The following is a 24,692-nucleotide window of genomic DNA, read 5'->3' as shown; positions in this document are numbered from 1 at the left end:
AGTGTTTACCGACAGTGGATAGCGGTAAGACCGGTGCGGATTGCGGGCGGAACGACGGAGTAATTTCGATCAATTCCGACCGGAATCGGGCGCAACCGGCCCGCCGCCGCTGCGTTGCCGCATTTCGGCCTGCAACAGTTCCTTGACAACGGAGGCGCGAAAGGTCCCAATCTTGGTTGGGACAGTCGCAGACCGCCTGCGGTAGCCGAGATGAAGCCCAATAAAAACAGGGAGTTGAGAATGACTTTCGAAGCACGCCTGCGCCGCGCGGGCGCCGTTGGACTTGCCGCCCTTCTGCTGGGTACCGCGCCGGTCGCCCTGATGGCGGCGACGCCGGCCGACACGCTGGTCATCGCCGATGCCATCGACGACATCGTCTCGCTTGACCCGCACGAGGCCTATGAGTTTTCGGGGCTCGACGTGGTGAACAACACCTATGACGGGCTGATCGAGCTGGACCCGGTCTCAAAGGAGCTGGTGCCCGGCCTGGCGGAAAGCTGGTCGGTGGCCGATGACGGTGTGACCTACAGCTTCAAGATGAAGCCGGGCATCACCTTCGCGTCGGGCAACCCTGTCACCGCGGCGGATGCGGCCTTCTCGCTGCAACGCGCCGTCAAAATCAACAAGACCCCGGCCTTCATTCTGAACCAGTTCGGCTGGTCGGCCGAGAACGTTGACCAGATGATCACCGCAGACGGCGACACGCTGACCTTCAAGGTCGACAAGGCCTATGCGCCAACCTTCGTCTACAACATCCTGACCGCTGGCGTCGCCTCGATCGTCGACCAGAAGACCGTCATGGAGCATGACGCAAACGGCGACATGGGCAACGAATGGCTGAAGTCGAACTCGGCCGGTTCGGGCGCCTATGTCCTGAAGTCCTTCAAGCCGAACGAAGGCTATGTGCTGGAGGCCAACCCGACGCATTGGCGCGGGCCGGCGAAGATTTCGAAGGTCTTCATGCAGCACATTCCGGAAGCCGCGACTCAGCGCCTGCAGCTGGAAAAGGGCGACATCGACATCGCGCGGGAACTGACCCCCACCGACATCGAGGGCCTGGCCGGCAACGCGGCGGTGAAGGTGCAGCCGGATGTCGGCGGGCAGATCTTCTACCTCTCGTTCAACCAGAAGAACGAGATGTACAAGAACCAGAAGTTCCTGGATGCGATGCGCTATGCCATCGACTACCAGGGCATGGTGGACACCTTCCTGAAGGGCACCGAGGTGGTGCACCAGTCCTTCCTGCCCATCGGCTATTTGGGCGCGCTGGAGGACAACCCCTACTCGCTGGATATCGAGAAGGCCAAGGCGCTGGTGGCGGAGTCGGGCGTCCAGAACCCGAAGGTCGTGCTGGACGTACGCAACGCGTCGGACCGGATGGACATGGCGCAGTCGATCCAGAACACCTTCGGTCAGGCCGGCATCACGGTGGAACTGAACGTCGGCGAAGGGGCAGAGCAGCTGAAACGCTATCGCGCCCGCCAGCACGATGCCACGCTGCAAAGCTGGGGCCCGGACTATCCCGACCCCAACACCAACTCTTCGACCTTTGCCGAAAACCCCGACAACTCGGACGAGGCGCAGAACACGGGCTACCTTGCCTGGCGTAATGCCTATGATCCGGGCGAACTGACGGCGATGAGCCAGGCGGCCGTCATGGAAATGGACGCCGGCAAGCGCAAGGCGATGTACGAGGAACTGCAGAAGAAGCACCGCGAGACCTCGCCCTTCATCGTGATGTTCCAGATCGGCTACCAGACCGGGATGCAGGCGAACGTCGAGAACTTCTACACCGGCGGCGCGATCGACTCGGCCGCCTACTGGCTGGTCACCAAGTGATCCGGCGGCGCGCCGGAGCGATCCGGCGCGCCAGCCTTTCCCCCGCATGACCTCCCCCGCCCTTTCCTCGCCGCGCCGCAGCGCAACTGGCCGAGTCTTGCGCCAGACCGCCGGCATCGCGCTATCGCTGGCCGCAACCTTCCTCGGGCTGTTGCTCGTGACCTTCCTGATCGCCCGCGTGGTGCCGATCGATCCTGCGCACGCCATCCTGGGCGAGCGGGCCTCGGCCGAGCAGATCGCCGAGCTGCACCAGAAACTGGGCCTGGACCTGCCGCTGTGGCAGCAGTTCGGCATCTATGTGCGCGACGTGATGCAGGGCGATCTGGGTCTTTCGGTGCGAACCCGCGACCCGGTGCTGGAAGAGATCAAGCGCTACTTCCCCGCCACGCTGGAGCTTGCCACGCTGGCCACCATCCTGGGGGTTCTGGTGGGCGTGCCTGCGGGCGTTCTGGCCGCCACAAGGCCGGGTTCGTGGATCGACCAGCTGGTGCGGCTGGTGGGCCTGATGGGCTATTCCATGCCGGTGTTCTGGCTGGGCCTGATGGGGCTTCTGCTCTTCTACGGCCAGTTGGGTTGGGTCGGCGGGCCGGGGCGCCTGGATGTTGCCTACCAGATGACCTTCGACTTCGAGATGGAGCCGATGACCGGCATGATCCTGGTCGATACCGCCCTGGCCGGACAGTGGGACATGTTCTGGAACGCCTTCTCCCACATCATCCTGCCGGCCGGGATTCTGGGTTATATCTCAATGGCCTACATCAGCCGGATGACGCGCAGCTTCATGATGAACGAGTTGGGCCAGGAATACATCACCACCGCCCGGGTCAAGGGGATGCCGGAACGGCGGGTGATCTGGGTCCATGCCATGCGCAACGTGCTGGTGCCGCTGATCACCGTCATCGCGCTCAGCTATGCCTATCTGCTGGAGGGCGCGGTCCTGACCGAGACGATCTTCGCCTGGCCCGGCATCGGAAGTTACATAACCGACGCACTGATGGTCAGCGACATGCCGGCGGTCCTGGGCGGAACCATCGTGGTGGGCTTCTGCTTCGTCGGCCTGAACATGTTGTCCGACATCCTGTACCGCCTTGTCGATCCGAGGGCACGCGCATGACCCTGACCGAATGGCTGCGCGACCCCTCTCCCGCCTCGCGCTGGCAGGCCCGCCTGGGGCAGGCCTGGCTCAGCTGGCTGCGGCTGCGCCGCAACCCCCTGGCGATGATCGGCCTCTTCATCGTGCTGGCGCTGGTGCTGATGGCAGCTTTCGCGCCCGTGCTGGCGCCGCATGACCCGATCACGCAGGACTTGTCGCGCCGCCTCTTGCCGCCCGGCACGCCCGGCAACTGGCTGGGCACCGACGATTTCGGCCGCGATATCCTGTCGCGCATCATCTACGGCGCCCGCATCACCCTGACCATCGTGGTCATGGTGGCGCTGACTGCGCCGGTCTTCGGGCTGCTGGTCGGCACGGTCGCCGGCTATTTCGGCGGCTGGACGGACGAGATCCTGATGCGGATCACCGATATCTTCCTGGCCTTCCCGAAGCTGATCCTCGCCCTTGCCCTTGTCGCCGTGCTAGGTCCTGGGATGGAAAACGCGGTTCTGGCCATCGCCGTCACCTCCTGGCCGCCCTATGCCCGCGTGGCACGGGCAGAGACGCTGACGGTGCGCAAGTCCGACTACATCGCCGCCGTGCGCCTGCAAGGGGCCGGAGCGGCGCGCATCATCTGGGGCCACATCATGCCGATGTGCCTGCCTTCGGTCATCATCCGCGTCACACTGGACATGGCAGGGGTGATCCTGACGGCCGCGGGCTTGGGCTTCCTGGGCCTCGGGGTGCAGCCCCCCCTGCCGGAATGGGGCGTGATGATCAGCGCCGGCCGCAAGTTCCTGTTCGAACAATGGTGGGTTGCCACGATGCCCGGCCTTGCCATCTTCACCGTCTCGCTTGGCTTCAACCTTTTGGGCGATGGCCTGCGCGACGTGCTGGACCCAAGGAGCGCCGGGCGATGACGCTGCTTTCGGTGCGAAACCTGCGCGTGACCTTCGACACCGAGGCCGGCAAGGTCGAGGCGGTGCGCGGCGTCGATTTCAGCCTTGGCCGTGAACGGCTTGGCATTGTGGGCGAAAGCGGCTCGGGCAAGACCATGACCGGGCGATCCGTGCTGCGCCTGATCCGGCCGCCGGGGCGGATCGACGCTGACGAGATGACCTTCGACGGCATCGACCTGACCCGCGCCAGCGAGACAGAGATGAGGGGTCTGCGCGGGCACCGCATGGCCATGGTGATGCAGGACCCCAAGTTCTCGCTGAACCCGGTGATGCGGGTCGGCGCGCAACTGATGGAAGGCCTGCGTCGCCGCGACCATGTCAACAAGACCGAGGCGCACAAGCGCGCCGTGGCTGCGCTGGAAGCGGTGCAGATCCGCGATCCCGACCGGGTGATGGACAGCTATCCGCACGAGCTTTCGGGCGGCATGGGCCAGCGCGTGATGATCGCGATGATGCTGATCCCGAACCCCGATCTTTTGATCGCGGACGAGCCGACCTCGGCGCTGGACGTCACGGTTCAGGCCGAAGTGCTGTCGATCCTCGATGCCCTGGTGCGCGACCGGGGCATGGGGCTGATCTTCATCAGCCACGACCTTCGGCTGGTGGCGCGGTTCTGCGACCGGGTTCTGGTGATGTACAAGGGCAAGATCGTCGAGGAACTGGCGGCGCGCGACCTGTTGAACGCGAGACACCCCTATACGCGAGGGCTTCTGAACTGCCTGCCCCGCATCGGCGGCCCGCGCGAGCCGCTGCCGGTGCTGGACAGACAAGCGGATTGGGCGCGCTGATGGCCTTGCTGGAAATCGACACCCTTTCTGTCACCTTCGAGGTCAAGGGCCGTGACGTCCGCGCTGTGCAGGATGTGACCCTCAAGGTCGAGGCGAAGGAAAGCTATGGTCTGGTGGGTGAATCCGGATCGGGCAAATCCACCATCCTGCGCGCGATCTGCGGGCTGGCCCCGATCAGCGGCGGCACCATCCGGCTGGATGGCAAGCCCTTGCCTTCGCCGCGCGACGCGGGCTTCTCGCGGCGGGTGCAGATGGTGTTCCAGGATCCCTATTCCAGCCTGCACCCCCGCCACACCATCGACCGCACCCTGAGCGAGCCGCTGGCGATCCACGGAATCCGCGACACCGATGCCCGAGTGACCACGGCGCTGACCGATGTCGGTCTGCCTGCGAATTTCCGCTTCCGTTATCCGCACCAGTTGTCCGGCGGCCAGCGCCAGCGCGTCGCCATCGCCCGCGCGCTGATGCTGGAGCCGGAAATCCTGCTGCTGGACGAACCCACCTCGGCGCTGGACGCCTCGGTGCAGGCGGAGACTCTGAACCTCTTGAACCGCCTGCGCGCCGAGCGCGGCCTCACCTTCCTGATGGTCAGCCACGACCTTGCCGTGATCGACCACATGTGCGACCGCGTGCTGGTCATGCAGCATGGCCGCGCGGTCGAGGAATTACGCCACGCCGACCTCTCGGCCGGTCGCATGACCACCGATTATGCGCGTAGCCTGTTTGCCGCCTCGGCGGACAGGATGCTCGATCCGGTCTCTGGACCCTCCTGAGCCGCTGCTGCATCCTGTCTCCGAATCCCCGGCCGCCCGGAAAGGACACCTCATGACCGCCCCCCTGCCCGTGATCGACGGCCACAACGATTTTCTCCTGCGGCTGTTGCACGCCCCAGACGACCGGGTGTCGATCTGGCTTCAGGGCGACGGCAAGGGGCACCTTGACCTTCCGCGCATGAAGGCAGGCCATTTTGCGGGCGGTTTCTTCGCGATCTACATCTCCTCGCCCTCGACCGAGGATCTTGATGCCCATGACGCGCTCATGGACAACCCGCCCTATGACCTGCCGCTGCCCGACCTGATCCCGGCCGAGAAGGCGCAGCCGGTGGCGCTGGCCATGGCGGGCCATCTTCTGTGGATGGAACGTGCCGCGCCAGGGTCGTTCAAGATTGCCCGCTCGGTCGCCGATATCCGCGACTGCATGGCCAAGGGTACGATCTTCGGCATTATGCACATGGAAGGCGCCGAACCCATCGGCGAGGATCTGGACGCGCTGTACCTCTATCACCAGATGGGCCTGCGGTCGCTTGGCCCGGTCTGGTCGCGCCCCACGGTGTTTGGCCACGGCGTGCCCTTCCGTTTTCCCGGCCACCCCGACACGGGGCCGGGCCTGACCGAGGCGGGCAAGGACCTGATCCGGCTCTGCAACGAGCTTCGCATCATGGTGGATCTCAGCCACATCAACGAAAAGGGCTTCGACGACGTGGCCCGCATCTCAAATGCGCCCTTGGTCGCCACCCATTCCAACGCCCATGCCGTCACCCAGACCACCCGCAACCTGACGGACCGCCAGCTGGCGGTGATCCGCGATTCCGGGGGCATGGTGGGCCTCAACTTCGCCACCGTCTTCCTGCGCGACGATGGTCGCCAGTCGCCCGACATGACGCTGGACCCGATGCTGCGCCACCTGGACCACCTGATCCATCACGTGGGCGAGGACCATGTCGGGCTGGGGTCGGACTTCGACGGGGCGACGGTGCCCAAGGACATCGGCGATGTCACCGGCCTCGTGCGGCTGCAAGACGCGATGCGGGCCCATGGCTATGATGATCGGCTCATGCGCAGGCTCTGCCACGAGAACTGGATCGGCGTGCTGGAGCGCACCTGGGGCGGCTGACCGCTTTCCCCGCCGGCGGCGGGGAAAGCCCTCATTTGGTGGCGCGGGTCAGTACCACTTGCCCGAGGCGAAATCCGGCGGCGGTGCCATGTCCATCTGCGGCGTCAGCGGAACGCTCACGAACTGCGACTTGATCCCGGCATTCCACTTCTTCGCCCGGTCCAGAAGCTGCCGATCGGCCGACTGCATCCGCCCCCGCGTCATCAGGATCCCCAGGTCCGCGCCGTGATAGCAATAGTCGCCCTGGCCATAGACGCGCAGGTAGAAGGCCTCGCTCTCGTCGCCCAGGGACTGCACGTTCAGCGCGGGCCGCAGGAAATGCACCGACCCGTCCGGCGCCATCTTCCAGATGCCTGAGCGGGGCGCCTTGGTCAGAAGCTCCACCTTGTCCTCGGTCTGCTTCAGCACAAGCTGGGTCCAGTTGTCATAGTCGCTCCAGCGGTCCTGCACCTCTTTCAGGTCGATCTCCCAGTCGACATCCATGAATTCCAGCAGATGGAAGAGGAACAGGGGCACCCCTCCGTAGGTCGAGGTGATAAGGTTGGTCGGCGGCGAGGCGCCCGAGATGCGCGGGTTCAACTCGCCCAGGTAGACCTCGTGCGTGTCGGTATCCAGAAGGAAGTCCAGGCAGAACACGCCCTTGTAGCCCTCGGCATAGAGCCGGTCGCCGAACTTGCGCGCCATCTTTCGCACCTTGTGCGGCACGCCGTGGGGCAGGATGTCGGGCGCCATGTCGTTGCCGCACCAGCCGCCCTTGTAGGGCGTGATCTCCTCGAACCCGGTGATGTCGGTCATGACCGGCCCGACGAGCGTGCCGTGCCGCGTGGCGCAGCCTTCGATCGTGCCGGGCAGGTGGTTGATCCGCTTCATCACCTTCAGGTCCTGGCCGATGATCTTGGGCGCATAACGCTCCCAATCCTCGGCATCCTTGATGAAGAAGGTCGTCCGGCCGCTGTCGCCATAGGGCGTCTGCACCACAAGATCCTGGCCCAGCTTCGCCTTCTTGGCCAGCTTGCAAAGCTCTTCGTAACTGTCTGCCGTGCCAAGCACATTGGGCGCCGAGGCGACGCCGGCCTCGTTGCCAAGCCGCGTCGTCTCGATCTTGCTGTCCAGCCGGTTGCGCAAGCCGAAGGGCGGCAGCGCCAGGTCCACGCCGACCTCGTCGCACAGCGCCTCGGTCTCTTCGTCGAACATCACGAACAGCGCCTTGCCGCGCGGACGCGCCTTCACGTGGGCGCGAAAGTCGGGATGGTCCAGGAGGTAGTTGCCCACATCCTCCATCGACTTGAACTCGGGCTTTTCGCCGATGCGCGGAATGAAGCAGCGCGGATGCGCCCCTTCGAAGATGTCGAAGTAGTTGACGTACTCCAGGCCACCGACCCACTGGTCCAGGCCAAGAAGGCTGAAGGGCGTCGGCGTGATCATGTAGATCGGCGTCTCGTTCCGCCGGAAGAAGCGGTAGATTTCGCTGAGCGATTTCAGCTTTGGCCGATCCTTCGTCATCGTTCACTCCCCTGGGGCCGCCCCTGTGATCGGGGCCTGACCCGACCTTCGCGCGCCAAAGGCCGTCGCGTCAAGCGCGGCCTGCCGAGGCACCCCGGGCGCATCATGGAGCATGATGTTGTCTTCGAAGATGCGATGAGCGGCGCTATCCGGCTACGGCCGAGCGCCAAACGAAACATTCGCGGGGGAGAATTCCGTCCTTGACACCACCCGAGGCGCGGGTGGATCGTTCTCCGACATGACCCATGATGCCGAAAGACCAGCCCGCACGCCCCGCACCGATCCGGTAGCGGTCCGGCTGCGCTGGCTTGCCGAAGAGGCGCCGGGGGCAGCCTGGGCGCAGGTGTTCTGGAACGGCTGGCCGGGCTGGTCCGGCTGGCTGGGCGAGCGCGCTGGCGGCGAGGCCGACCTTGCGCGCGCCGAACGGGCGCTGCGCCGTCACATGCCAGAGTTCGTGCCCATCTGGGAGCGCCTGGTCGCCGTGGTGGGTGGGGATGTCCGGGCCGCCTGTTTCCTGACCTTCTGGTCGCCGCCCCGTTACCTGATGCATTGCGCGCAGGCGGTCGTGGTCGATGAGGACGGCCCCTGCCTGATCCGCAACTACGACCTCGATCCGCGCCTCCTTGAAGGCGTGCTTTTCCGCACCGCCTGGGGCAGCCGCCCGGTGATCGGCATGGTCGATGGCCTGGCCGGCCTGTCCGACGGCATGAACGCCGCCGGGCTGGCCGTTTCGCTGGCTTTTGGCGGGCGGGCAGCCCATGGCCAGGGCTTCGGCGTGCCGCTGATCCTGCGCTATGTGCTGCAGATGTGCCGCGACGTGCAGGACGGGGTCGAGGCGCTGCGGGCGCTGCCCTGCCACATGGCCTACAACCTGACCCTGGTCGATGCCTCGGGCGCCCATGCCACGGTGCTGATGTCGCCCGACCGCCCTGCCCTGGTGTTGGCCGACCGCTTTGCCACGAACCACCAACTGGGCGTCGAATGGCCCTGGCACGGGCGGCTGAGCCAGAGCGCCGAGCGGTTCTCGGCCCTCGCCGCCGCCATGGGTGACGGCCCGTTCACCGCGACCTCGCTCCTCCATCGCTTCCTGTCGCCGCCCCTGCACTCCACCCGCTATGGCGAGGGGTTCGGCACACTGTTCACCGCCCTCTATCGCCCGGCGCAAGGCCGCATGGAACTGCACTGGCCGGGCCTGCCAGCCACGCGCCAGTCCTTTGCCGATTTCCGCGAAGGTTCGCGCGAACTTGTCTTTACCCACGGACGCCTGGCCGAAGAGCCGCCGCGCCCGCACCATCCCAGCCACAGCTTCGGCGCGGCCCATTCCGCCGCCTGAAGGAAAGGAGCCCCATGACCCCCTTCGCGATCGCCGGCGTCCAGATGTATCTGGGCATGAACAACAACATCGAACACCTGCGCCAGCGGCTGGACGTGCTGATGCACATCTACCCCTGGGTGCAGATGGTGGTGTTCTCGGAACTCGCTGCCCATGGCCCCGCGCCGCATTCGGCCCAGCCCACCGGCGGCGAATACGAGCAGGATTTCTGCGACATGGCGCGCAAGCACAAGATCTGGCTGATCCCGGGCTCGCTGTTCGAACGGCGCAACGGCGCGATCTACAACATGTCGCCGGTCATCAACCCCGAGGGCGAGGTGATCGCCCGCTATCGCAAGATGTTCCCCTTCGCGCCCTATGAGCCTGCCACCACGCCGGGCGACGAGGTGGTGGTCTTCGACGTGCCGAACGTCGGGCGCTTCGGCATGGCGATCTGCTATGACATCTGGTTCCCGGAACTCCTGCGCCAGATGACCTCGATGGGCGCCGAGGTCATCATCAACCCGGTGCTGGCGCATTTCCTGGACCGGCCGGCAGACCTGGCCGTGGCGCAGGCGGCGGGCGCGATGTTCCAGTCCTACGTCTTCCACATCAACGGGCTTGGCGTGGGTGGCAACGGCCAGTCGCTGATCGTGGACCCGGCGGGCCGCATCATCCACCAGGCCCTGACCGCCGAGGTCTTCCTGCCGGTCGAGATCGACCTCGACGTGGTGCGCCGCCAGCGCGAACGCGGGCTGATGGGCCTGGGTCAGCCGATCAAGAGCTTCCGGGACAACACCCACCACTTCTCGGTCTATGACCGCAAGGGCTTTGACCGCAGCTATCTGGACTCGCTCGGGCCGCTGGAACGGCCGGGCCGGGCCGGCGAGGAGACTTCCCTGCCGGGCGTCGAAGCGGCAGAGTGACGGCAGACCGGCGAAGGGGAGGATGCAGATGACCAAGGGCCGCGTGACGATGTTCGGGCCGGATTTCCCCTTTGCCTATGACGACTGGATCACGCATCCGTCTGGCCTTGGCGCGATCCCGGCCGATCGGCACGGCGCCAAGGTCGCGATCATCGGCGCAGGGATTTCCGGGGTTCTTGCCGGCTATGAACTTATGCGCATGGGTGTGCGGCCCATCCTCTATGAAAGCGGGCAGTTCGGCGGGCGGCTGCGCAGCCAGGCTTTCGAGGGCGCGGAAGGAGTGATCGCCGAGCTTGGGGGGATGCGGTTCCCGGTTTCCTCCACCGGCTTCTACCACTATGTGGACAAGCTGGGCATCGACAGCCGGCCCTTCCCCAACCCGCTGACCCCGGCGGCGGGGTCCACCGTGATCGACCTCTTCGGCGAGACCTTCTATGCCGAAACGCTGGCCGACCTGCCGCCTTTGTTCCGCGAGGTAGCGCAGGCCTATGACGCGGCGCTGGAGGAGGGGGCGAACTTCTCGGCTCTGAAGCAGGCGATCCGCGACAGGGATGCCGCGCGGATCAAGGAGATCTGGAACCCGATCGTCCGGGATTGGGACGAGCGAACCTTCTATGACTTCGTGACCTCCTCCCGCGCCTTCCGGGGTCTCAGCTTCAAGCACCGCGAGGTCTTTGGCCAGGTGGGCTTTGGCACCGGGGGATGGGACAGCGACTTCCCGAACTCGATGCTGGAGATATTGCGGGTCAATGTCACGGAATGTGACGAGAACCAGCGGTTCATGGTGGGGGGCGTCGAACAGGTGCCGCAGGGGCTGTGGCGGCACGCGCCCGACAAGATGGTCCACTGGCCGGCCGGCACGACGCTGGCCAGCCTGAACGGCGGGGCGACGCGGCCGGGGGCGCGGAAGCTCTACCGCGGCGCAGACGGGCGGCTGACCATCACCGACCAATGGGGGCGGACCGACAGCTTCGACGCGGTGATCGCCACCTGCCAGACCTGGCTGCTGACCACGGCGGTGGAGACGGAGGAGAGCCTCTTCAGCCATGAGATGTGGATGGCTCTGGACCGGACGCGGTACATGCAGTCGTCCAAGACCTTTGTCATGGTGGATCGGCCGTTCTGGAAGGACCGCGATCCGGAGTCAGGGCGGCAGGTCATGTCGATGACGCTGACCGACCGGCTGACGCGGGGGACCTATCTGTTCGATCTGGGCGACGACAGGCCGGGAGTGATCTGCCTGACCTATTCCTGGATGTCGGATGCCCTGAAGATGCTGCCCCAGCCGATCGAGCGGCGGGTGGAATTGGCGCTGGCGGCGTTGGAGAAGGTCTACCCCAAGGCCCGCATCCGGGACCATATCATCGGGGACCCGATCACGGTCAGCTGGGAGAGCGATCCGAACTTCCTTGGGGCCTTCAAGGGGGCGCTGCCGGGGCACTACCGGTATAACCACCGGATGTTCGGGCACTTCGTTCAGGATGCCCTGCCCGACCACCAGAAGGGGCTGTTCCTTGCGGGGGACGATATCAGCTGGACGCCGGCCTGGGTGGAGGGGGCGGTGCAGACCGGGCTGAATGCGGTCTGGGGGGTGATGACCCATCTTGGGGGCAAGAGCCCGGCCGACAATCCCGGACCGGGGGACCGCTTTGCCGAATGGGGGCCTGTGGCCCTGCCGGGGTGAGGCGTCCGAGCTCGGACGCTCCGCCGGACCCTTTGTTATCAATAACTTGCGAGTCCATCTTAACTTGGACTTAACGATTGGCCACCCCGGTCAATCCCGCCCGGATTCGCTTTGGGGATAGCGGCGCCCTGCCCGGCCAATAGATTGATGCCACCAAGTCGCGGGTCCGCGGTGGGGCGGCGGCCCTGGGCGGCATCCAGATCCGGAGGGTCATTTGGTCATGACAGGTTTTCGTCCGCTTGCCGCATTGGCCCTTGCCCTGGCCCTTTCGACGGGCGCGCCTGTGCTGGCGCAGGAAGACCTCCGGCAAGTCGAAGTGCATTTCCCGGCCGGCAGCACCGGCACGACGCTGACAGGGAAGGTGACGGGGCGGGAGAGCATTTCCTATCTGATCGGTGCCGAGGCCGGTCAGCGGATGGACGTGAAGCTCTCTTCCCGCAGCACATCGCTGTACTTCAACCTTTACGCGCCGGGCCGGGGTCCGGGCGACGAGGCCCTGGCGTTGGGGGAGATGACGCCGGAAATGAACCATTTCATCGGCACACTGCCCGCCTCTGGCATCTATACGGTGAGCGTCTTCCTGTATCGGAATGCGGCGCGCGAGGGGAAATCGGCAGATTTCACGCTGGATGTCTCGATCACCGGCGCCACGGGGGCCGTGGTCGAGGGCGACTTCGCGGATGCACTGGCCGGCGGACCGGACTTCTTCGAGGTCAGGACGACCGGCGGCGGAACCTTGAACCTGCGCGCCTCGGCCTCGGCCGGAGCGGCCGTGGTGACGAAGCTGTCCGGGGGCACGACGGTGCGCAACCTTGGTTGTCGCATGGCCGAGGGCCGGCGCTGGTGCCATGTCGCCACCCTCGCCGATCCGGGCTTCGAGGGCTGGGCCGCCGGGGACTTCCTGGTGGAAGGCAGCGCACCGGGCGCGACCCCTCCGCAGCAGAAGCCCGCGGTGTCGACAGCAGCCTTGCCGGAAGACGCTTGCCGGGCCGCCGTGGCGGCACAGGTGGAGCCGGGTTATGCCGTGGTGGTGACCGGCTCCGAATTCTCTCAGGCCGGCACGATGGTACAGTTGGCCGTCGGTCCCTGCAGCGTGCCGTGGCAGTGCATCGCCTATTCCGACGGATCGACGGACGGCGGCATGTTCATGGGCAATGACGGTGACGGCCTCTGCGAAGCCGGAATGGCTGACCAACAGGCCGCGCAGCTTCCGGCGGTCACGCCCTCGGTGGAAGAGCAAGCCTGCCTTGCAGCCGTTTCGCAAGAGACCGGCAATGGCGATGTGGCGGTGCTGAGCTCCGAATTCTCGCAGGCCGGTACGCTGGTCATGGTGGGCGTGGGCGCGGACCGGGCGCCGTGGAAATGCATCGCCTATTCCGATGGCAGCACGGCAGGCGTGGAGTTTCAGGGCGAGGGTTGAGGCGGGGTCTGCATGGGCGTGTCTGTACAGGCGGAATTGCCCTGTGCGGCGGCGCGTCTCGAACTCTCTGCGCAGATCTGTTCCCTGCCCCTGCCTTCGGACGCGAAGCCCCGACCGCATAAAGGCAGATGGCCCAGGCGGCACGGTCTGAAGCAACCCAGGGCAGTGAGGTGAAAGTGCAGGCTTCTGTTGCCAGGTGCCTGCGAACCCCGCCTTACGCGGCTAAGCGCAAGGGCTTAGTTTTCGGTACTCGAACTGCTTACGCAGCCAGAGCCACCGGAGCACGGTTGTCGTTGGCAACTGTACTTTTGCACCGATAACGGTGGTAGCTCACCGAGCGAAAGCTGGCCTCTTTGAACGTCCGTCGATCCTGTTTCGGCCCCATGACCGCGCAACGCCGCGGGGTTTGGTGGAGCCGCCGGGTACCGCCCCCGGGTCCGAGCCGTCTATTGCAGGTGCGTTTATCGCCATAGTCCGGGTTGCCCCGGACAGGCCCAATATAGGGCGCGCCGCTCAGACCTGCAACGCCCCGCGCAACCGCGGGCGCTCGCGTTGCAGCCAGAGCGCGGTGATGATGAGGGGGGCGTTGGAGATCTCGCCCGAACCGACCAGTTCCATCAGACGGTCGAAGGGGATCACATGGGTGCGGATGTCCTCGCCCTCTTCCTCGACGCCATGCGTCCCGGCCAGACCGTCCGGCAGGTCGCAGGGGGCGACGAAGGAATAGAGGTATTCGGAGACCGCCCCGATCGACGTGTAATACTGCGCGACAGGGAGCAGGTCGCCGAGCGTGAGGCCCGCTTCCTCGACCGCCTCGCGGCGTGCCGTCGCCTCGGGCGTCTCGTCCGCGTCCACGCGGCCCGCCACGGCCTCGAGTTGCCAGCACTGGCGGTCGCCGCGCGCCAGCGCGCCGGTGCGGAACTGCTCGACCAGCAGCACCCGGTCGCGCACCGGATCGTAGGGCAGGACCGTCACTGCATCGCAGGCGATGAAGGCCGCCCGCAGGATGGGCTTGCCCTGATCGCCCTGGAACAGGCGGTGCGTCAGATCGTATTCCTCGACCGCGAAGAAGCGTGCATAGGGGGTGCGGCGCGACAGCACCTGCACGTCACCCGGCTGCGCCGCCAGCCGGAGCGCGGTAGGCGCGGCATCGGTCCTGGCGCGCAGGCGCGACGCCCCGCGCACCAGCATCTGCGGATAGCGCGCCAGAACGGCATCGGCGGGCATGGTGCCGTGCAGCGCCATCACGTCATGCGCCGTTTCGGTGACCACATCGCCCCACCGGGCCTGCCAGTCGGCCAGCACCCAGGGCGCCCCCGCCTGCCATTGGCCGGGCCGGGGCCGATAGACGCGCGCCATTTCCGGCTGCGTCGTCTGGACGGTCATCTCGACCGTGTCGAAGGCGAAGCCGCCTTCGTAGTGATCCAGCCGCGCGATTTCGGCCAGCCCGATGTCGCGCACCACGATGCCTTCGGCCCGCGCCCCCGGCTGTTCGACCAGCACGGGGAAGGCGCCCTCCATCGCCTGCCGCACGGCATGGCCGGGCAGCCAGGCGGCCTCGCCCGTGACCGGCCGCCCGAGCACCACCGACAACAGCGGCAGGTGCCGCAGCGTTCCGTAGAAGAAGAACTCTGCCATGTTACTTCCAGCGCTTCCCGGCCCATTCCGCGGCACAGCCGGCCAGCACGCCGCCCACCGCCAGGATGCCGAGGATTTCGACGGTCAGGATGCGCCGGCCATTGACCATCATGATGTTGAACACGTCCAGCACGGCCTCCATCGGGCCGTCATAGCGCAGCTTGGTGGACAGAAGCACCATGTCGTAGATCGCGAATCCCAGCAGCGCCCAGAACAGGATGGTGACCGAAACGCGCAGTCCCGAGGCCGCCGCCTCGCCATAGCCCCGGCCCACCAGCCCGCCCATGACGATCCAGCCGCACAGGAAGCCGATTGCGGCGGTGATTTCGGAAAACAGGCCGAACTGCGTGCCTTCGGGCATGACGCCGGGCGCCTTGACGCCCTGGGCCGCGAAATAGGCCACCAGTGCAAAGGCAAGGGCGGCAACGGCTTTTGCGGCTGTGGGCATCGGGCTCCTTCGCCGGCCTCAGTTGGGCCGGGTCACCGTGATCTGAGTCACGTCGCAGATTTCACCCCGGAAGGCGCCAGCGCAAGAGGTGAGGTAGAAGTTCCACATCCGGCGGAAGCGGTCGTCGAAGCCCATCTGCGCCACCTCGTCCCAGCGGGCGTTGAACACCTCGTGCCAGCGGCGCAGCGTGTCGGAATAGCTTTGACCGAATTCGAAGCTGTCGCGCAGCCTGAGGCCCGCGCGGTCGATCTCGCGCCGGAGCGCGGCGGGCGAGGGCAACATGCCGCCCGGGAAGATGTATTTCTGGATGAAGTCCACGCTCTTGCGGTAGGTCTCGAACCGGCGGTCGGGCACGGTGATGATCTGAAGCGTCGCGTGACGGCCGGGCTTCAGCCTTTCGCGCAGGGTTTCGAAATAGACCGGCCAGTATTTCTCGCCCACGGCCTCGAACATCTCGATGCTGGCGATGCCGTCGTATTGCCCGCGTTCGTCGCGGTAGTCCTGCAACTTGAAGGTCACGCGGTCCGACAGGCCGGCCTTCGCGATGCGTTCCACGGCGAAATCGTATTGCGCCTGGCTGATGGTGAGGCCCGTCACCTTCAGCCCGCGCTCGCGGGCGGCATATTCGGCGAAACCGCCCCAGCCACAGCCGATTTCCAGCACATGATCGCCGGGCTGGGCGCCCATGCGGTCCACCATGCTGGCGTATTTCTGCGTCTGGGCGCGTTCCAGGCTTTCCTGCCCGGTCTGGAACAGGGCCGAGGAATAGGTCATCGTGTCGTCCAGCCAGAGCCGGTAGAAATCGTTGCCCAGATCGTAGTGATAGGCGATGTTCTTGCGGGCCTGCCGTTTCGAGTTCGATTGCAGCCAGAAGCGCATCTTCTCGTAGGCGCGCACCAGGCCCATGCCGGGAAAGCCGTCGTAGACTCCGTCGTTGCCGCCCTGCACCAGATCCATGAAGGCCTGCAGATCCGGCGTGGACCACCAGCCTTCCAGATAGGCGTCGGAAAAACCGAGATCGCCTTCGCGGATCAGGCGGGCGATGCAATCGGGGTTGTGGATGACGATCTCGGCCACCGGGCCGGGCTGGTGCCCCTCGACGCGAAAGCGCCGGCCATCGGGCAGGACAAAGTCCAGCCGCCCGCGTTCCAGACGCCTTGCTACCTCCAGCGCCGCCGAGAAATACCGCGGCAGGCCGGATTGCCCCTTCGTCGTCGTCAGGACGTCCATCGTTCCCTGTTCCCCGTTCTTGTTTTTTGAAGGAAGGTTCCAGAAAAAGCCCTGCGGCTCAAGCCCCCCGCGCGGCCAGTGCCGCAAGGGCACGGGCGCGGCCTTCTGCCAGGTCGACCAGCGGGCGCGGCGGCGGCTGGCCGGGATCAAGCCGCCAGGATTTTGGTACAGCCGCGAAGTAGGACAACGCCTCTGGCGCGGGGTTGCGCCGCCCCTCGGCCAGCCAGCGCGCGCGATACCGGCCTTCGGGATCGAACTTTTCGGCCTGGGTGGCCGGGTTGAAGATACGGAAATAGGGCGCGGCGTCGGGGCCGGACCCTGCCACCCATTGCCAGCCCATCGCGTTCGAGGCCGGGTCCCAGTCAGTCAGGCAGTCGGCGAACCAGTCCAGGCCGATCTTCCAATGCGTCAGCAGGTGCTTGGTCAAGTAGCTTGCGACGATCATGCGTGCCCGGTTGTGCATGGTGCCGGTCACATACATCTCGCGCATGGCGGCATCGACGACCGGCTCGCCGGTCATGCCCTGCCGCCACCTCTCAGCCGCCTCGCTTTCGCCGGCCCAGGCAAAGCCGTCCCATTCGGGCCGCCAGTTGGCCGTGGCGATCTGGGGCGTGTGGTACATCAGATGCCAGGCGAAATCGCGCCAGGCGAGTTCCTTGCGGAAATGCTCCGCCCCGCGCGCACCCGCCCGCTCGGCCTCGGCCGCCGCGTGCCAGATCTCGCGCGGGCCGATCTCGCCCCAGGCGAGGTTTTCCGACAGGCCCGAGGTCGCGGGCAGGTCAAGCCTGTCGCGGTCGTCGCGGTAGCGGTCGATCTTGCGATCCAGAAAGCCCATCAGACGCGCCCGCGCCGCGGCCTCTCCCACCACGGCATGAGGCAGAAGCACCGACGCCCCCCGCCGCATCGCCGCGCCGAGATGCCAGTCTTCCAGCCGGTCCGAGGCGGGCCAGGCGTCCGGCACGCGAAGCCGCGCCGCCGGCACTGGGGCGGGCACGCCCCGCGCCGAAAGTGCTTTCCAGAACGGCGTGTAGACCTTGTAGAAACCGCCCTCGCCGGTCGTCACCTCCCAGGGTTCGGCCAGCGTGGCACCGGAATGGCTGTCTGCCACAAGGCCCCGCGCCTTCAGCGCCGCCTTGACCGCGGCGTCCCGCGTGATCGCGGCCGGCTCGTAGCTCCGCGTCCACATCATCCCGGCTGCGCCCGTTTCGGCGAGCAGCGATTCAAGCACCCCTAGCGCCGGCCCGCGCCGCAGCACCAGCCGGCTTCCCTCCGCCTCCAGCCGCGCGGCAAAGGTGGCCAGCGCGAGGCCAAGCCGCCACTTGGCCGCGGCACCGATTGCCTCGGTCTCGGGGTCCAGCACGAAGACCGGGATGACGGGGCGACCGGTCGCCCCGGCGGCAGCAAGCATCGGCAGGTCGGTCAGCCGCAGGTCGCGGCGGAACCACAGAAGCAGGGGCGCGGTCACGGAATTCCCTCGGGTTTCACAGGGATACGCGGCCCCTGCCCGGCCGGATCACCTTGCATCATGAACCGGATGGCCCCGAAGGGGGCCCCGGACCTGCCGGGGCCGTCGGGGGGCCTTGGGGGGCAGCGCCCCCCGTGGAGCGTCAAAGCTCTTCTTCCAGCGCCCGGATCAGCCGGGCCACGTCATCGGGGCCAGTGTAGTGCACAAGGCTCATGCGCAGCACACCCTTGTCCAGGTTCACCCCCATCGCCTCCAGCGGACGCACGGCATAGAAATCGCCGCCCCAACAGTTGATGCCATGCCGCGCCAGCCGTTCCGCCACCGTCTCTGCCGCGCCCTGAAGCGCCACCGCCACTGTCGGCGCCCGATCCTTCGCACCACGCGGCCCGATCAGCCGCAGGTCATTGCGGGCCGCCAGATAATCCAGGAGGGGCGCCACTGCCTCGATCTCCTGCACTCGCATCAGATCGTGCACCGCGCGGTTGCGCGCCGCGGCGTCCGCCTGGCCGCCCACATGCCGCGCGTAAAGCGCATCGACATAGTCCGCCATGCCCGCACAGGCGGCGATCTGCGCGTGGTCCGGCCCCGCCGGCGTGAAGCGCTTGTAAAGCGTGCCCGCGTTGAACCAGTGCCCCTGGGCGGGCAGCAGATCCCCGAAGCCCCGGCGGATGACCATGATGCCCTGGTGCGGCCCATAGGTCTTGTAGGCCGAGAATAGATAGACATCCGCGCCAAGCGCCGGAATGTCGGGGAAGCCGTGTGGCGCATAGCTGACGCCATCCACCACGGTGAAGGCGCCGGCGGCCTTGGCCATCGCGCAGATTTCTGCCACCGGGTTGATTTCGGCCACCACGTTGGAGCAATGCGGGAAGGCCACCACCTTCACCTGCCCATCCTCCAGAAGGCGCGCCAGGTCAGCCGGGTCCAGGTGCCCGGTTTCGGGGTCGATCCGCCATTCCCGCACCTCGACGCCGCTTTCGGCCAGACGCCGCCAGACGCCGGAATTGGCCTCGTGGTCCTGGTTCGTCACCACGACTGCACCTTTGCCGCCCATCCAGCCCCGCACCGCCTGGGCCAGCACATAGGTGTTGGCACTGGTCGAGGGGCCGAAGCTCACCTCGTCCCGCGCCACGCCCATCATCGCCGCCAGCCGGTCGCGCGCCTCGTCCATTTCCGCCCCGCCCAGTTGCGCGGCGGCATAGGGCGCATAGGGCTGGACCTTGCGGTCGGTGTAGAACCGGGTCAGCCGGTCCACCACCTGCCGGCAGGGATAGGACCCCCCGGCATTCTCGAAGAAGCTCTGTCCCGCCGTCACCGGCGAGGAAAACGCCGGGAACTGGGCGCGCACGAAGGTCAGGTCAAGCTGGGTCACGTCATCAAGCCTTTCGCATCCTCTGGGAAGGCTTCGGCACAGCCCGGCCAGGCCGGGACATCCCGAAACCTGACAGGTCTTCCTGCCGAGCCGGGGCATCCCCCGGCAGACCGCGTGAGGCATTCCTCGCGCCATCAGCCGCGGTTTTACCCGCAGCCACGACCGCCGGCAAGGGCACGCGCCTGCCGCGGAATTCGCCAGATCGCCGTTGAAACCGCCCAAATCCCGGGCAACCGCTTGACGCTGCGGCAACTTTCCTCACGAGGATATTATTCCTTGAGCATGACGACGCGCTATTCTAGCGTCACCCGGTCAAGAGTTGCAGGGCCCCACGCCCGAAGCCACCCCGACCACAACAGCCGAGGAGCACCATGACCCGACTTTCCCGCCTTCTTGCCGGCGCCGCGCTGGCCGGCGCCCTTGCCGCCCCCGCCCTTGCCGCCGACCAGGACCTGATCGTCTTCGACTGGGCCGGATTCGAGAATCAGGCCCTGATCGAGGATTACGTCGCCAAGTACGGCCAGATGCCGACCTATGCCTTCTTCGGCGACGATGACGAGGCATTCCAGAAGGTGTCTTCGGGCTTCAAGGCCGACGTGGCGCACCCCTGCTCGCAGATGGTGCAGAAGTATCGGGACGCCGGCCTGATCGAGCCCTGGGATGTCAGCCGCATTCCGGAGTTTGCCAACATCGCGCCGCGCTTCCTGAATTCGTCGATCTTCAAGGATGATACCGGCGTCTGGTACATCCCGACCGACTACGCCTACACCGCCATCGCCTTCAACACCGACCAGGTCCCGGCCGAAGACGTGGCCTCGCTTGCCGTGTTTACCGACCCGAAATACGCGGGCCGCATCTCGCTGCCCGACAACACCGATGACACCTGGTCGCTTGCGCTTCTGGCCACTGGCGTCACCGACTGGACCAACGTGACCGAGGAACAGTTCCAGGCCGCCGCCGCCTGGCTGCGCCAGGCCCATGCCAATGTGCGCACCTATTGGGCCGACCCGTCGGAACTGTCGCAGCTGATGAAGACCGGCGAGGTTGTCATCGCCTGGACCTGGAACGACGGCGTCGCCGCGATGAAGCGCGAAGGCGTCCCGGTCGAGTTCAACCGCACGCCGAAGGAAGGCGTGGCGTCGTGGTTCTGCGGCTATGTGAACTTCAAGGACCAGCCGGGCAGCGAAGACAAGGCCTATGACTTCATCAACGCCTGGCTCGCGCCGGGTTCGGCCAAGGGTCTTCTGGAAAACTTCGGCTATGCCCATGCCAACGACAAGGCGATGGCCACGATCACCGTGGAAGAGCTCAAGGCCGGCAATGTCGACCCGATCGACGGCATCGTGCTGAGCCAGACCCCGATCGACCCGGCCATGCGCGACCGCATGACCCAGGAGTTCGAGACTATCAAGGCCGGCTTCTGATATTGGCCTGACCGGAAAAGGAACCGCCCGGAAGTCACCTTCCGGGCGGTTTTTCATTTTGTGTGCAACAGGTTACAGGTTCAGCGCGACCCATGCGGCGTCACGCTTCGACGACCGCACGCAGGCGTCGACGAAGGCCACGCCCTCCAGGCCCTCCTTCAGGCCGGGGAAGGTGACGGCGGGGTCCAGCGGCGTGCCCTCGCGCCGGGCGATGATGGCGCGGGCGGCTTCGGCGTAGATGTTGGCGAAGCCTTCGAGATAGCCTTCCGGATGGCCCGAGGGCACGCGCGTCACCCGTGCCGCCGCGGCCCCCGTGCCCGGCCCGCCCCGCGTGAGCCGGTAGCGCGGCGCACCAAGCGGCGTGACCCAGAGGTAGTTCGGGTTCTCCTGTTCCCATTCGATCCCGGCCTTGGTGCCATAGACCCGCAGCCGCAGGCCGTTCTCGCAGCCGCTCGCCACCTGCGAACACCAGAGCATCCCCCGCGCGCCGCCCTTGAAGCGCATCAGCACATGGCCGTTGTCATCGACCCGCCGGCCGGGAACAAAGCTCTGCAGGTCGGCCGACAGCGCCTCCAGCTCCAGCCCGGTGACAAAATTCGCCAGGTTGAAGGCGTGGGTGCCGATGTCGCCGGTGGCGCCGCCTGCGCCCGAGCGCGCCGGGTCGGTGCGCCAGTCGGCCTGCTTCTGGCCCGAGGCCTCCAGCGGCTCGGCCAGCCAGTCCTGCGCATATTCCACCTGCACCAGCCGGATCTCGCCCAGCTCGCCTGCCGCCACCATGGCCTGCGCCTGCCGGATCATCGGATAGCCGGTGTAGTTATGCGTCAGCGCGAAGACCACGCCCGAGGCCTCTGCCGCCTTGGCCAGCTTCTTCGCCTCGGGCAGGGTTGCCGTCAGCGGCTTGTCGCAGATCACATGGATGCCGCGCTTGAGGAACTGCAGCGCCACGGGGGCGTGCATGTGGTTCGGCGTCACGATCGCCACCGCCTCGATGCCGTCCTTCTTGCGCGCCTCGCGCATCGCCATCTCGGCGAAACTCTCGTAGGTGCGGCCGGGGTCGATCCCCAGGTCGGCGCCCGAAGCCTTCGACTTCTCGGGGTTCGACGAGAAGCAGCCAGCGACCAGTTCGTACTGGTCGTCGATGCGGCTGGCGATGCGGTGCACCGCCCCGATGAAGGCATCGCGCCCGCCCCCCACCATGCCCAGCCGGATGCGCGGGCTTCGCGCCACATGCGCCGCAGTGATCGCCATGTCCTCTTCCTTTCCTCTCGCGGGCGGACGGGCGCAAGGCGCCCCCTCCCCCCTTCATCCTGGCTCTATCATCCCCATGGGGATGCGGGGCTGTGTCCCCGCTTCCGCCCTGTCAGCCGATGCCCAGCATCTTGCGGTTCGCGGCCATGTCTGCCCCCGAATCGGCGAAATCGTCGAAGGCCTTCTCGGTCACGCGGATGATGTGGTGCTTCACGAATTCTGCGCCTTCCCGCGCCCCGTCCTCGGGATGCTTCAGGCAACATTCCCACTCCACCACGGCCCAGCCATCAAAGCCGTATTGCGTCAGCTTGGAAAACACCTGGCCGAAATCCACCTGGCCGTCGCCCAGCGACCGGAACCGACCGGCGCGGTTCACCCAGGACTGATAACCGCCATAGACGCCCTGCCGCCCGGTCGGATTCAGCTCAGCATCCTTGACGTGGAACATGCGGATGCGGTCGTGGTAGATGTCGATGTTCTCAAGGTAATCAAGGTGTTGCAGGATGTAGTGGCTGGGGTCGTACAACATGCAGGCCCGCGCATGGTTGCCCGTGCGTTCCAGGAACATCTCATAGCTGATACCGTCGTGCAGGTCCTCGCCGGGGTGAATCTCGTAACAGACATCCACGCCCATCTCCTCGGCATGGTCGAGGATCGGCCGCCAGCGCGCCGCCAATTCGTCGAAGGCGGTCTCCACCAGCCCTGCGGGCCGTTGCGGCCAGGGATAGAGATAGGGCCAGGCCAGCGCGCCCGAGAAGGTGGCATGGGCCGAAAGCCCCAGGTTGCGGCTCGCCGTCAGCGCCTTCTTCACCTGATCCACCGCCCAGGCCTGGCGTGCCTTGGGGTTGCCGCGCACTTCCGGCGCGGCAAAGCCGTCGAAGGCCGTATCATAGGCGGGATGAACCGCCACAAGCTGGCCTTGCAGGTGGGTGGACAGTTCCGTGATGGCGATGCCGCTTTCCGCAGCCACCCCCTTCAGCTCGTCGCAATAGTCCTTGGACGACGCCGCCTTGTCCAGATCGAACAACCGCCCGTCCCAGGACGGGATCTGAACGCCCACATAACCGCAATCCGCCGCCCAGGCCGTGATCGACTTCCACGAATCGAACGGCGCCGCATCCCCCGCAAACTGCGCCAGAAACAGCCCGGGGCCCTTCAAGGTCCGCATCAAACATCCTCCCGCGGGGCCGCGCCCCTGTCCTTCTCCGGTGCCGCCACCTCGGCCGGTACCTCAAGCTCCTGACTCTGGTCTGGCGCCCGCCGTTCGATGGCGGCTACCACGGCGCGGGCCAGGAAATCCCCCGCTCGCCCCACATCCTCGGGCACGACGATCATTTCGCGCCGGAACCGGCGCAGGAACTGGATCGCCTCCTTGGCGACCACATCCACGTCGCGCCCAAGCTCCAGCCCCGACAACTCGATCGCGCTGACGGCCCCCATCGCGGCCGTGGTCGAGCCCAGCACCATCCCATCCGGCACGGGCGCCCGGCCAAGCCGCCGCATGAGCGCGCCTTCCGTCAGCGAGGCACCGGAATCCGAAGTCACATCCTCCACCACCTCGGCCGAAAGGCCAAGCCGGGCCGCCTCGTCGCGGAACCCCGTAACCATGTGTTGCGCATAGTTGTGCGACAGCGGCGGCGCCACCATCAGAATCCGCCTGCGCCCCCGCGCCGCCAGCGCCCGCACCGCCACCCGGCCATAGGCTTCGTTGTCGAAATCGAAATAGGGATGGTCGATCCCCATCTCCGTCCGCCCATGCGTGGCAAAGGGGAAGTGACGTTCGGCCATGTAGCGCACCCGCGGATCGTCGGCCCGCGTCTGGTTCAGGATGACCCCGTCCGCGCTTTCGGTTTCCACGATGTAGCGGATCGGCTCCATCGGATCCTGATCGGGAAAGAACGGCATGACCACCAGGTGATAGGCCGTGCCCCGAAGCCTGTTGGCGATGGAATAGATCAACCGCGAGGTGTGGTTCATCATGTCGGCCTCGGTCGACAGGACCAGCGCGATCACATTGGTCTTGCCGGTCCTGAGGCGCACCCCCGCCCGATTCGGGCGATAGCCCAGGCGCTCTGCCGTCTCACGCACCCGCCGCTTCGTCTCTTCGCCGATGTCGGGCGCATCCTTCAGCGCGCGGCTGACGGTGGCCACGGCAAGCCCGGTTTCGGCCGCGATGGTCTTGAGCGTCGGGCGTTCGTGGTGGTCCTCTGCCAGGAGAATCGGCGCCGCCCCTGTCATGGCCTCCGCCTCCCGCAGAGCGCCGGCATCGCATCCCCCGCTGGGCCGGGCGCGCCGCTTCGAATCACCGCCCCGCGCCAACCATGCACAGTGGCCGGCGCCCCCCCGATCCCTTTGGACTCAAGGCTTTGGCAAGTCACGGCCTGGCAGGATGCTACGGCGGACGGCATGGGCAAAAGGCACTTTCAAAGCCAAGGAATCGCGCATATTCA

Annotated in this window: 20 protein-coding genes and 1 other RNA gene; 11 read left to right on the top strand and 10 right to left on the bottom strand. The window is 66.5% G+C overall.

Features of this window, described 5'->3' with window-relative positions:
• The first annotated feature begins 240 nt into the window (after positions 1-240).
• From JO391_RS03740 to JO391_RS03715, 6 genes are read left to right on the top strand one after another with little or no spacing between them, the layout of a single operon-like run.
• On the top strand, positions 241-1,839 hold the full coding sequence (locus JO391_RS03740; protein ID WP_220662858.1) for an ABC transporter substrate-binding protein: 1,599 nt from the start codon (positions 241-243) through the stop codon (positions 1,837-1,839).
• A gap of 46 nt (positions 1,840-1,885) precedes the next feature.
• Positions 1,886-2,953, top strand: a complete 1,068-nt coding sequence (locus tag JO391_RS03735; RefSeq protein ID WP_220662857.1) for an ABC transporter permease — start codon at positions 1,886-1,888, stop codon at positions 2,951-2,953.
• Positions 2,950-3,852, top strand: coding sequence for a nickel transporter permease (nikC, locus tag JO391_RS03730; RefSeq protein ID WP_220662856.1), 903 nt, complete (start codon positions 2,950-2,952; stop codon positions 3,850-3,852). Before JO391_RS03735 ends, nikC begins: the two co-directional genes overlap by 4 nt.
• A complete protein-coding gene (locus JO391_RS03725; RefSeq protein ID WP_220662855.1) occupies positions 3,849-4,679 on the top strand; it encodes an ABC transporter ATP-binding protein in 831 nt (276 codons plus the stop codon). Before nikC ends, JO391_RS03725 begins: the two co-directional genes overlap by 4 nt.
• Positions 4,679-5,452, top strand: coding sequence for an ABC transporter ATP-binding protein (locus tag JO391_RS03720; RefSeq protein ID WP_220662854.1), 774 nt, complete (start codon positions 4,679-4,681; stop codon positions 5,450-5,452). Before JO391_RS03725 ends, JO391_RS03720 begins: the two co-directional genes overlap by 1 nt.
• 52 nt (positions 5,453-5,504) lie before the next feature.
• Positions 5,505-6,572 (top strand): dipeptidase, encoded by a 1,068-nt coding sequence (locus tag JO391_RS03715; RefSeq protein ID WP_220662853.1) that lies wholly within the window; start codon positions 5,505-5,507, stop codon positions 6,570-6,572.
• 48 nt (positions 6,573-6,620) lie between these two features.
• Here JO391_RS03715 and JO391_RS03710 read toward each other — a convergent pair whose 3' ends face one another.
• Complete coding sequence (locus tag JO391_RS03710) at positions 6,621-8,075, bottom strand: biotin carboxylase (protein WP_220662852.1); 1,455 nt, start codon at positions 8,073-8,075, stop codon at positions 6,621-6,623.
• Between the two features lie 238 nt (positions 8,076-8,313).
• Here JO391_RS03710 and JO391_RS03705 point away from each other — a divergent pair, with 238 nt between their 5' ends.
• The 4 genes from JO391_RS03705 to JO391_RS03690 all read left to right on the top strand — a co-directional run bounded on the left by JO391_RS03705 (position 8,314) and on the right by JO391_RS03690 (position 13,417).
• Positions 8,314-9,408 (top strand): C45 family autoproteolytic acyltransferase/hydrolase, encoded by a 1,095-nt coding sequence (locus JO391_RS03705; RefSeq protein ID WP_220662851.1) that lies wholly within the window; start codon positions 8,314-8,316, stop codon positions 9,406-9,408.
• A gap of 14 nt (positions 9,409-9,422) precedes the next feature.
• Positions 9,423-10,313 (top strand): carbon-nitrogen hydrolase family protein, encoded by an 891-nt coding sequence (locus JO391_RS03700; protein ID WP_220662850.1) that lies wholly within the window; start codon positions 9,423-9,425, stop codon positions 10,311-10,313.
• Between the two features lie 28 nt (positions 10,314-10,341).
• Positions 10,342-11,997 (top strand): flavin monoamine oxidase family protein, encoded by a 1,656-nt coding sequence (locus tag JO391_RS03695; protein ID WP_220662849.1) that lies wholly within the window; start codon positions 10,342-10,344, stop codon positions 11,995-11,997.
• 220 nt (positions 11,998-12,217) lie between these two features.
• Positions 12,218-13,417, top strand: a complete 1,200-nt coding sequence (locus JO391_RS03690) for an SH3 domain-containing protein (protein WP_220662848.1) — start codon at positions 12,218-12,220, stop codon at positions 13,415-13,417.
• Positions 13,418-13,592: 175 nt separating this feature from the next.
• Here the strand turns inward: JO391_RS03690 and ssrA are convergent.
• From ssrA to JO391_RS03660, 6 genes are all read right to left on the bottom strand, one after another.
• Positions 13,593-13,946, bottom strand: a transfer-messenger RNA (tmRNA) gene (gene ssrA, locus JO391_RS03685).
• Positions 13,931-15,055 carry an NUDIX domain-containing protein gene (locus JO391_RS03680; protein ID WP_220662847.1) on the bottom strand — a complete coding sequence of 375 codons (1,125 nt, stop codon included), beginning with the start codon at positions 15,053-15,055 and terminating at the stop codon, positions 13,931-13,933. Before JO391_RS03680 ends, ssrA begins: the two co-directional genes overlap by 16 nt.
• A gap of 1 nt (position 15,056) precedes the next feature.
• Entirely contained in the window at positions 15,057-15,503 is a 447-nt protein-coding gene (locus JO391_RS03675; RefSeq protein WP_220662846.1) for a TrgA family protein, read from the bottom strand.
• A gap of 18 nt (positions 15,504-15,521) precedes the next feature.
• A complete protein-coding gene (locus JO391_RS03670; RefSeq protein WP_220662845.1) occupies positions 15,522-16,733 on the bottom strand; it encodes an SAM-dependent methyltransferase in 1,212 nt (403 codons plus the stop codon).
• A 58-nt stretch (positions 16,734-16,791) separates the two neighbouring features.
• Complete coding sequence (locus JO391_RS03665) at positions 16,792-18,141, bottom strand: cryptochrome/photolyase family protein (protein ID WP_220664436.1); 1,350 nt, start codon at positions 18,139-18,141, stop codon at positions 16,792-16,794.
• Between the two features lie 199 nt (positions 18,142-18,340).
• Positions 18,341-19,570 carry an aminotransferase class V-fold PLP-dependent enzyme gene (locus JO391_RS03660; RefSeq protein WP_220662844.1) on the bottom strand — a complete coding sequence of 410 codons (1,230 nt, stop codon included), beginning with the start codon at positions 19,568-19,570 and terminating at the stop codon, positions 18,341-18,343.
• 371 nt (positions 19,571-19,941) lie between these two features.
• Between JO391_RS03660 and JO391_RS03655 the strand changes: the two genes are divergently transcribed.
• Complete coding sequence (locus JO391_RS03655; RefSeq protein WP_220662843.1) at positions 19,942-20,994, top strand: extracellular solute-binding protein; 1,053 nt, start codon at positions 19,942-19,944, stop codon at positions 20,992-20,994.
• Between the two features lie 72 nt (positions 20,995-21,066).
• On the opposite strand, the gene JO391_RS03650 is transcribed toward JO391_RS03655, so the two are convergent.
• The 3 genes from JO391_RS03650 to JO391_RS03640 form a co-directional block, all read right to left on the bottom strand.
• A complete protein-coding gene (locus JO391_RS03650) occupies positions 21,067-22,242 on the bottom strand; it encodes a Gfo/Idh/MocA family protein (RefSeq protein ID WP_259444815.1) in 1,176 nt (391 codons plus the stop codon).
• Between the two features lie 112 nt (positions 22,243-22,354).
• Positions 22,355-23,410: a sugar phosphate isomerase/epimerase family protein gene (locus tag JO391_RS03645; protein WP_220662842.1), complete on the bottom strand. Its 1,056-nt coding sequence runs from the start codon at positions 23,408-23,410 to the stop codon at positions 22,355-22,357.
• Positions 23,410-24,480 (bottom strand): LacI family transcriptional regulator, encoded by a 1,071-nt coding sequence (locus tag JO391_RS03640; RefSeq protein WP_220662841.1) that lies wholly within the window; start codon positions 24,478-24,480, stop codon positions 23,410-23,412. The genes JO391_RS03645 and JO391_RS03640 overlap by 1 nt, the downstream gene beginning before the upstream one ends.
• Positions 24,481-24,692: the final 212 nt, after the last annotated feature.

The organism is Neotabrizicola shimadae, assembly GCF_019623905.1.
In the GTDB taxonomy this organism is placed as follows: Bacteria; Pseudomonadota; Alphaproteobacteria; order Rhodobacterales; family Rhodobacteraceae; genus Neotabrizicola; species Neotabrizicola shimadae.
The sequence above is the reverse complement of the archived record's forward strand: the minus strand, read 5'-3'. Positions and strand labels throughout refer to the sequence as shown.

Bases quoted from the DNA above. Each gene is read 5' to 3' on its own strand.
- JO391_RS03650 (WP_259444815.1), bottom strand. From the start codon at position 22,242: ATGGCGATCACTGCGGCGCATGTGGCGCGAAGCCCGCGCATCCGGCTG.
- JO391_RS03715 (WP_220662853.1), top strand. From the start codon at position 5,505: ATGACCGCCCCCCTGCCCGTGATCGACGGCCACAACGATTTTCTCCTG.
- JO391_RS03710 (WP_220662852.1), bottom strand. From the start codon at position 8,075: ATGACGAAGGATCGGCCAAAGCTGAAATCGCTCAGCGAAATCTACCGC.
- JO391_RS03695 (WP_220662849.1), top strand. From the start codon at position 10,342: ATGACCAAGGGCCGCGTGACGATGTTCGGGCCGGATTTCCCCTTTGCC.
- JO391_RS03680 (WP_220662847.1), bottom strand. From the start codon at position 15,055: ATGGCAGAGTTCTTCTTCTACGGAACGCTGCGGCACCTGCCGCTGTTG.
- JO391_RS03640 (WP_220662841.1), bottom strand. From the start codon at position 24,480: ATGACAGGGGCGGCGCCGATTCTCCTGGCAGAGGACCACCACGAACGC.
- JO391_RS03645 (WP_220662842.1), bottom strand. From the start codon at position 23,410: ATGCGGACCTTGAAGGGCCCCGGGCTGTTTCTGGCGCAGTTTGCGGGG.
- JO391_RS03740 (WP_220662858.1), top strand. From the start codon at position 241: ATGACTTTCGAAGCACGCCTGCGCCGCGCGGGCGCCGTTGGACTTGCC.
- JO391_RS03735 (WP_220662857.1), top strand. From the start codon at position 1,886: ATGACCTCCCCCGCCCTTTCCTCGCCGCGCCGCAGCGCAACTGGCCGA.
- JO391_RS03690 (WP_220662848.1), top strand. From the start codon at position 12,218: ATGACAGGTTTTCGTCCGCTTGCCGCATTGGCCCTTGCCCTGGCCCTT.
- JO391_RS03725 (WP_220662855.1), top strand. From the start codon at position 3,849: ATGACGCTGCTTTCGGTGCGAAACCTGCGCGTGACCTTCGACACCGAG.
- JO391_RS03700 (WP_220662850.1), top strand. From the start codon at position 9,423: ATGACCCCCTTCGCGATCGCCGGCGTCCAGATGTATCTGGGCATGAAC.
- nikC (WP_220662856.1), top strand. From the start codon at position 2,950: ATGACCCTGACCGAATGGCTGCGCGACCCCTCTCCCGCCTCGCGCTGG.
- JO391_RS03670 (WP_220662845.1), bottom strand. From the start codon at position 16,733: ATGGACGTCCTGACGACGACGAAGGGGCAATCCGGCCTGCCGCGGTAT.
- JO391_RS03665 (WP_220664436.1), bottom strand. From the start codon at position 18,141: ATGCTTGCTGCCGCCGGGGCGACCGGTCGCCCCGTCATCCCGGTCTTC.
- JO391_RS03705 (WP_220662851.1), top strand. From the start codon at position 8,314: ATGACCCATGATGCCGAAAGACCAGCCCGCACGCCCCGCACCGATCCG.
- JO391_RS03720 (WP_220662854.1), top strand. From the start codon at position 4,679: ATGGCCTTGCTGGAAATCGACACCCTTTCTGTCACCTTCGAGGTCAAG.
- JO391_RS03675 (WP_220662846.1), bottom strand. From the start codon at position 15,503: ATGCCCACAGCCGCAAAAGCCGTTGCCGCCCTTGCCTTTGCACTGGTG.
- JO391_RS03655 (WP_220662843.1), top strand. From the start codon at position 19,942: ATGACCCGACTTTCCCGCCTTCTTGCCGGCGCCGCGCTGGCCGGCGCC.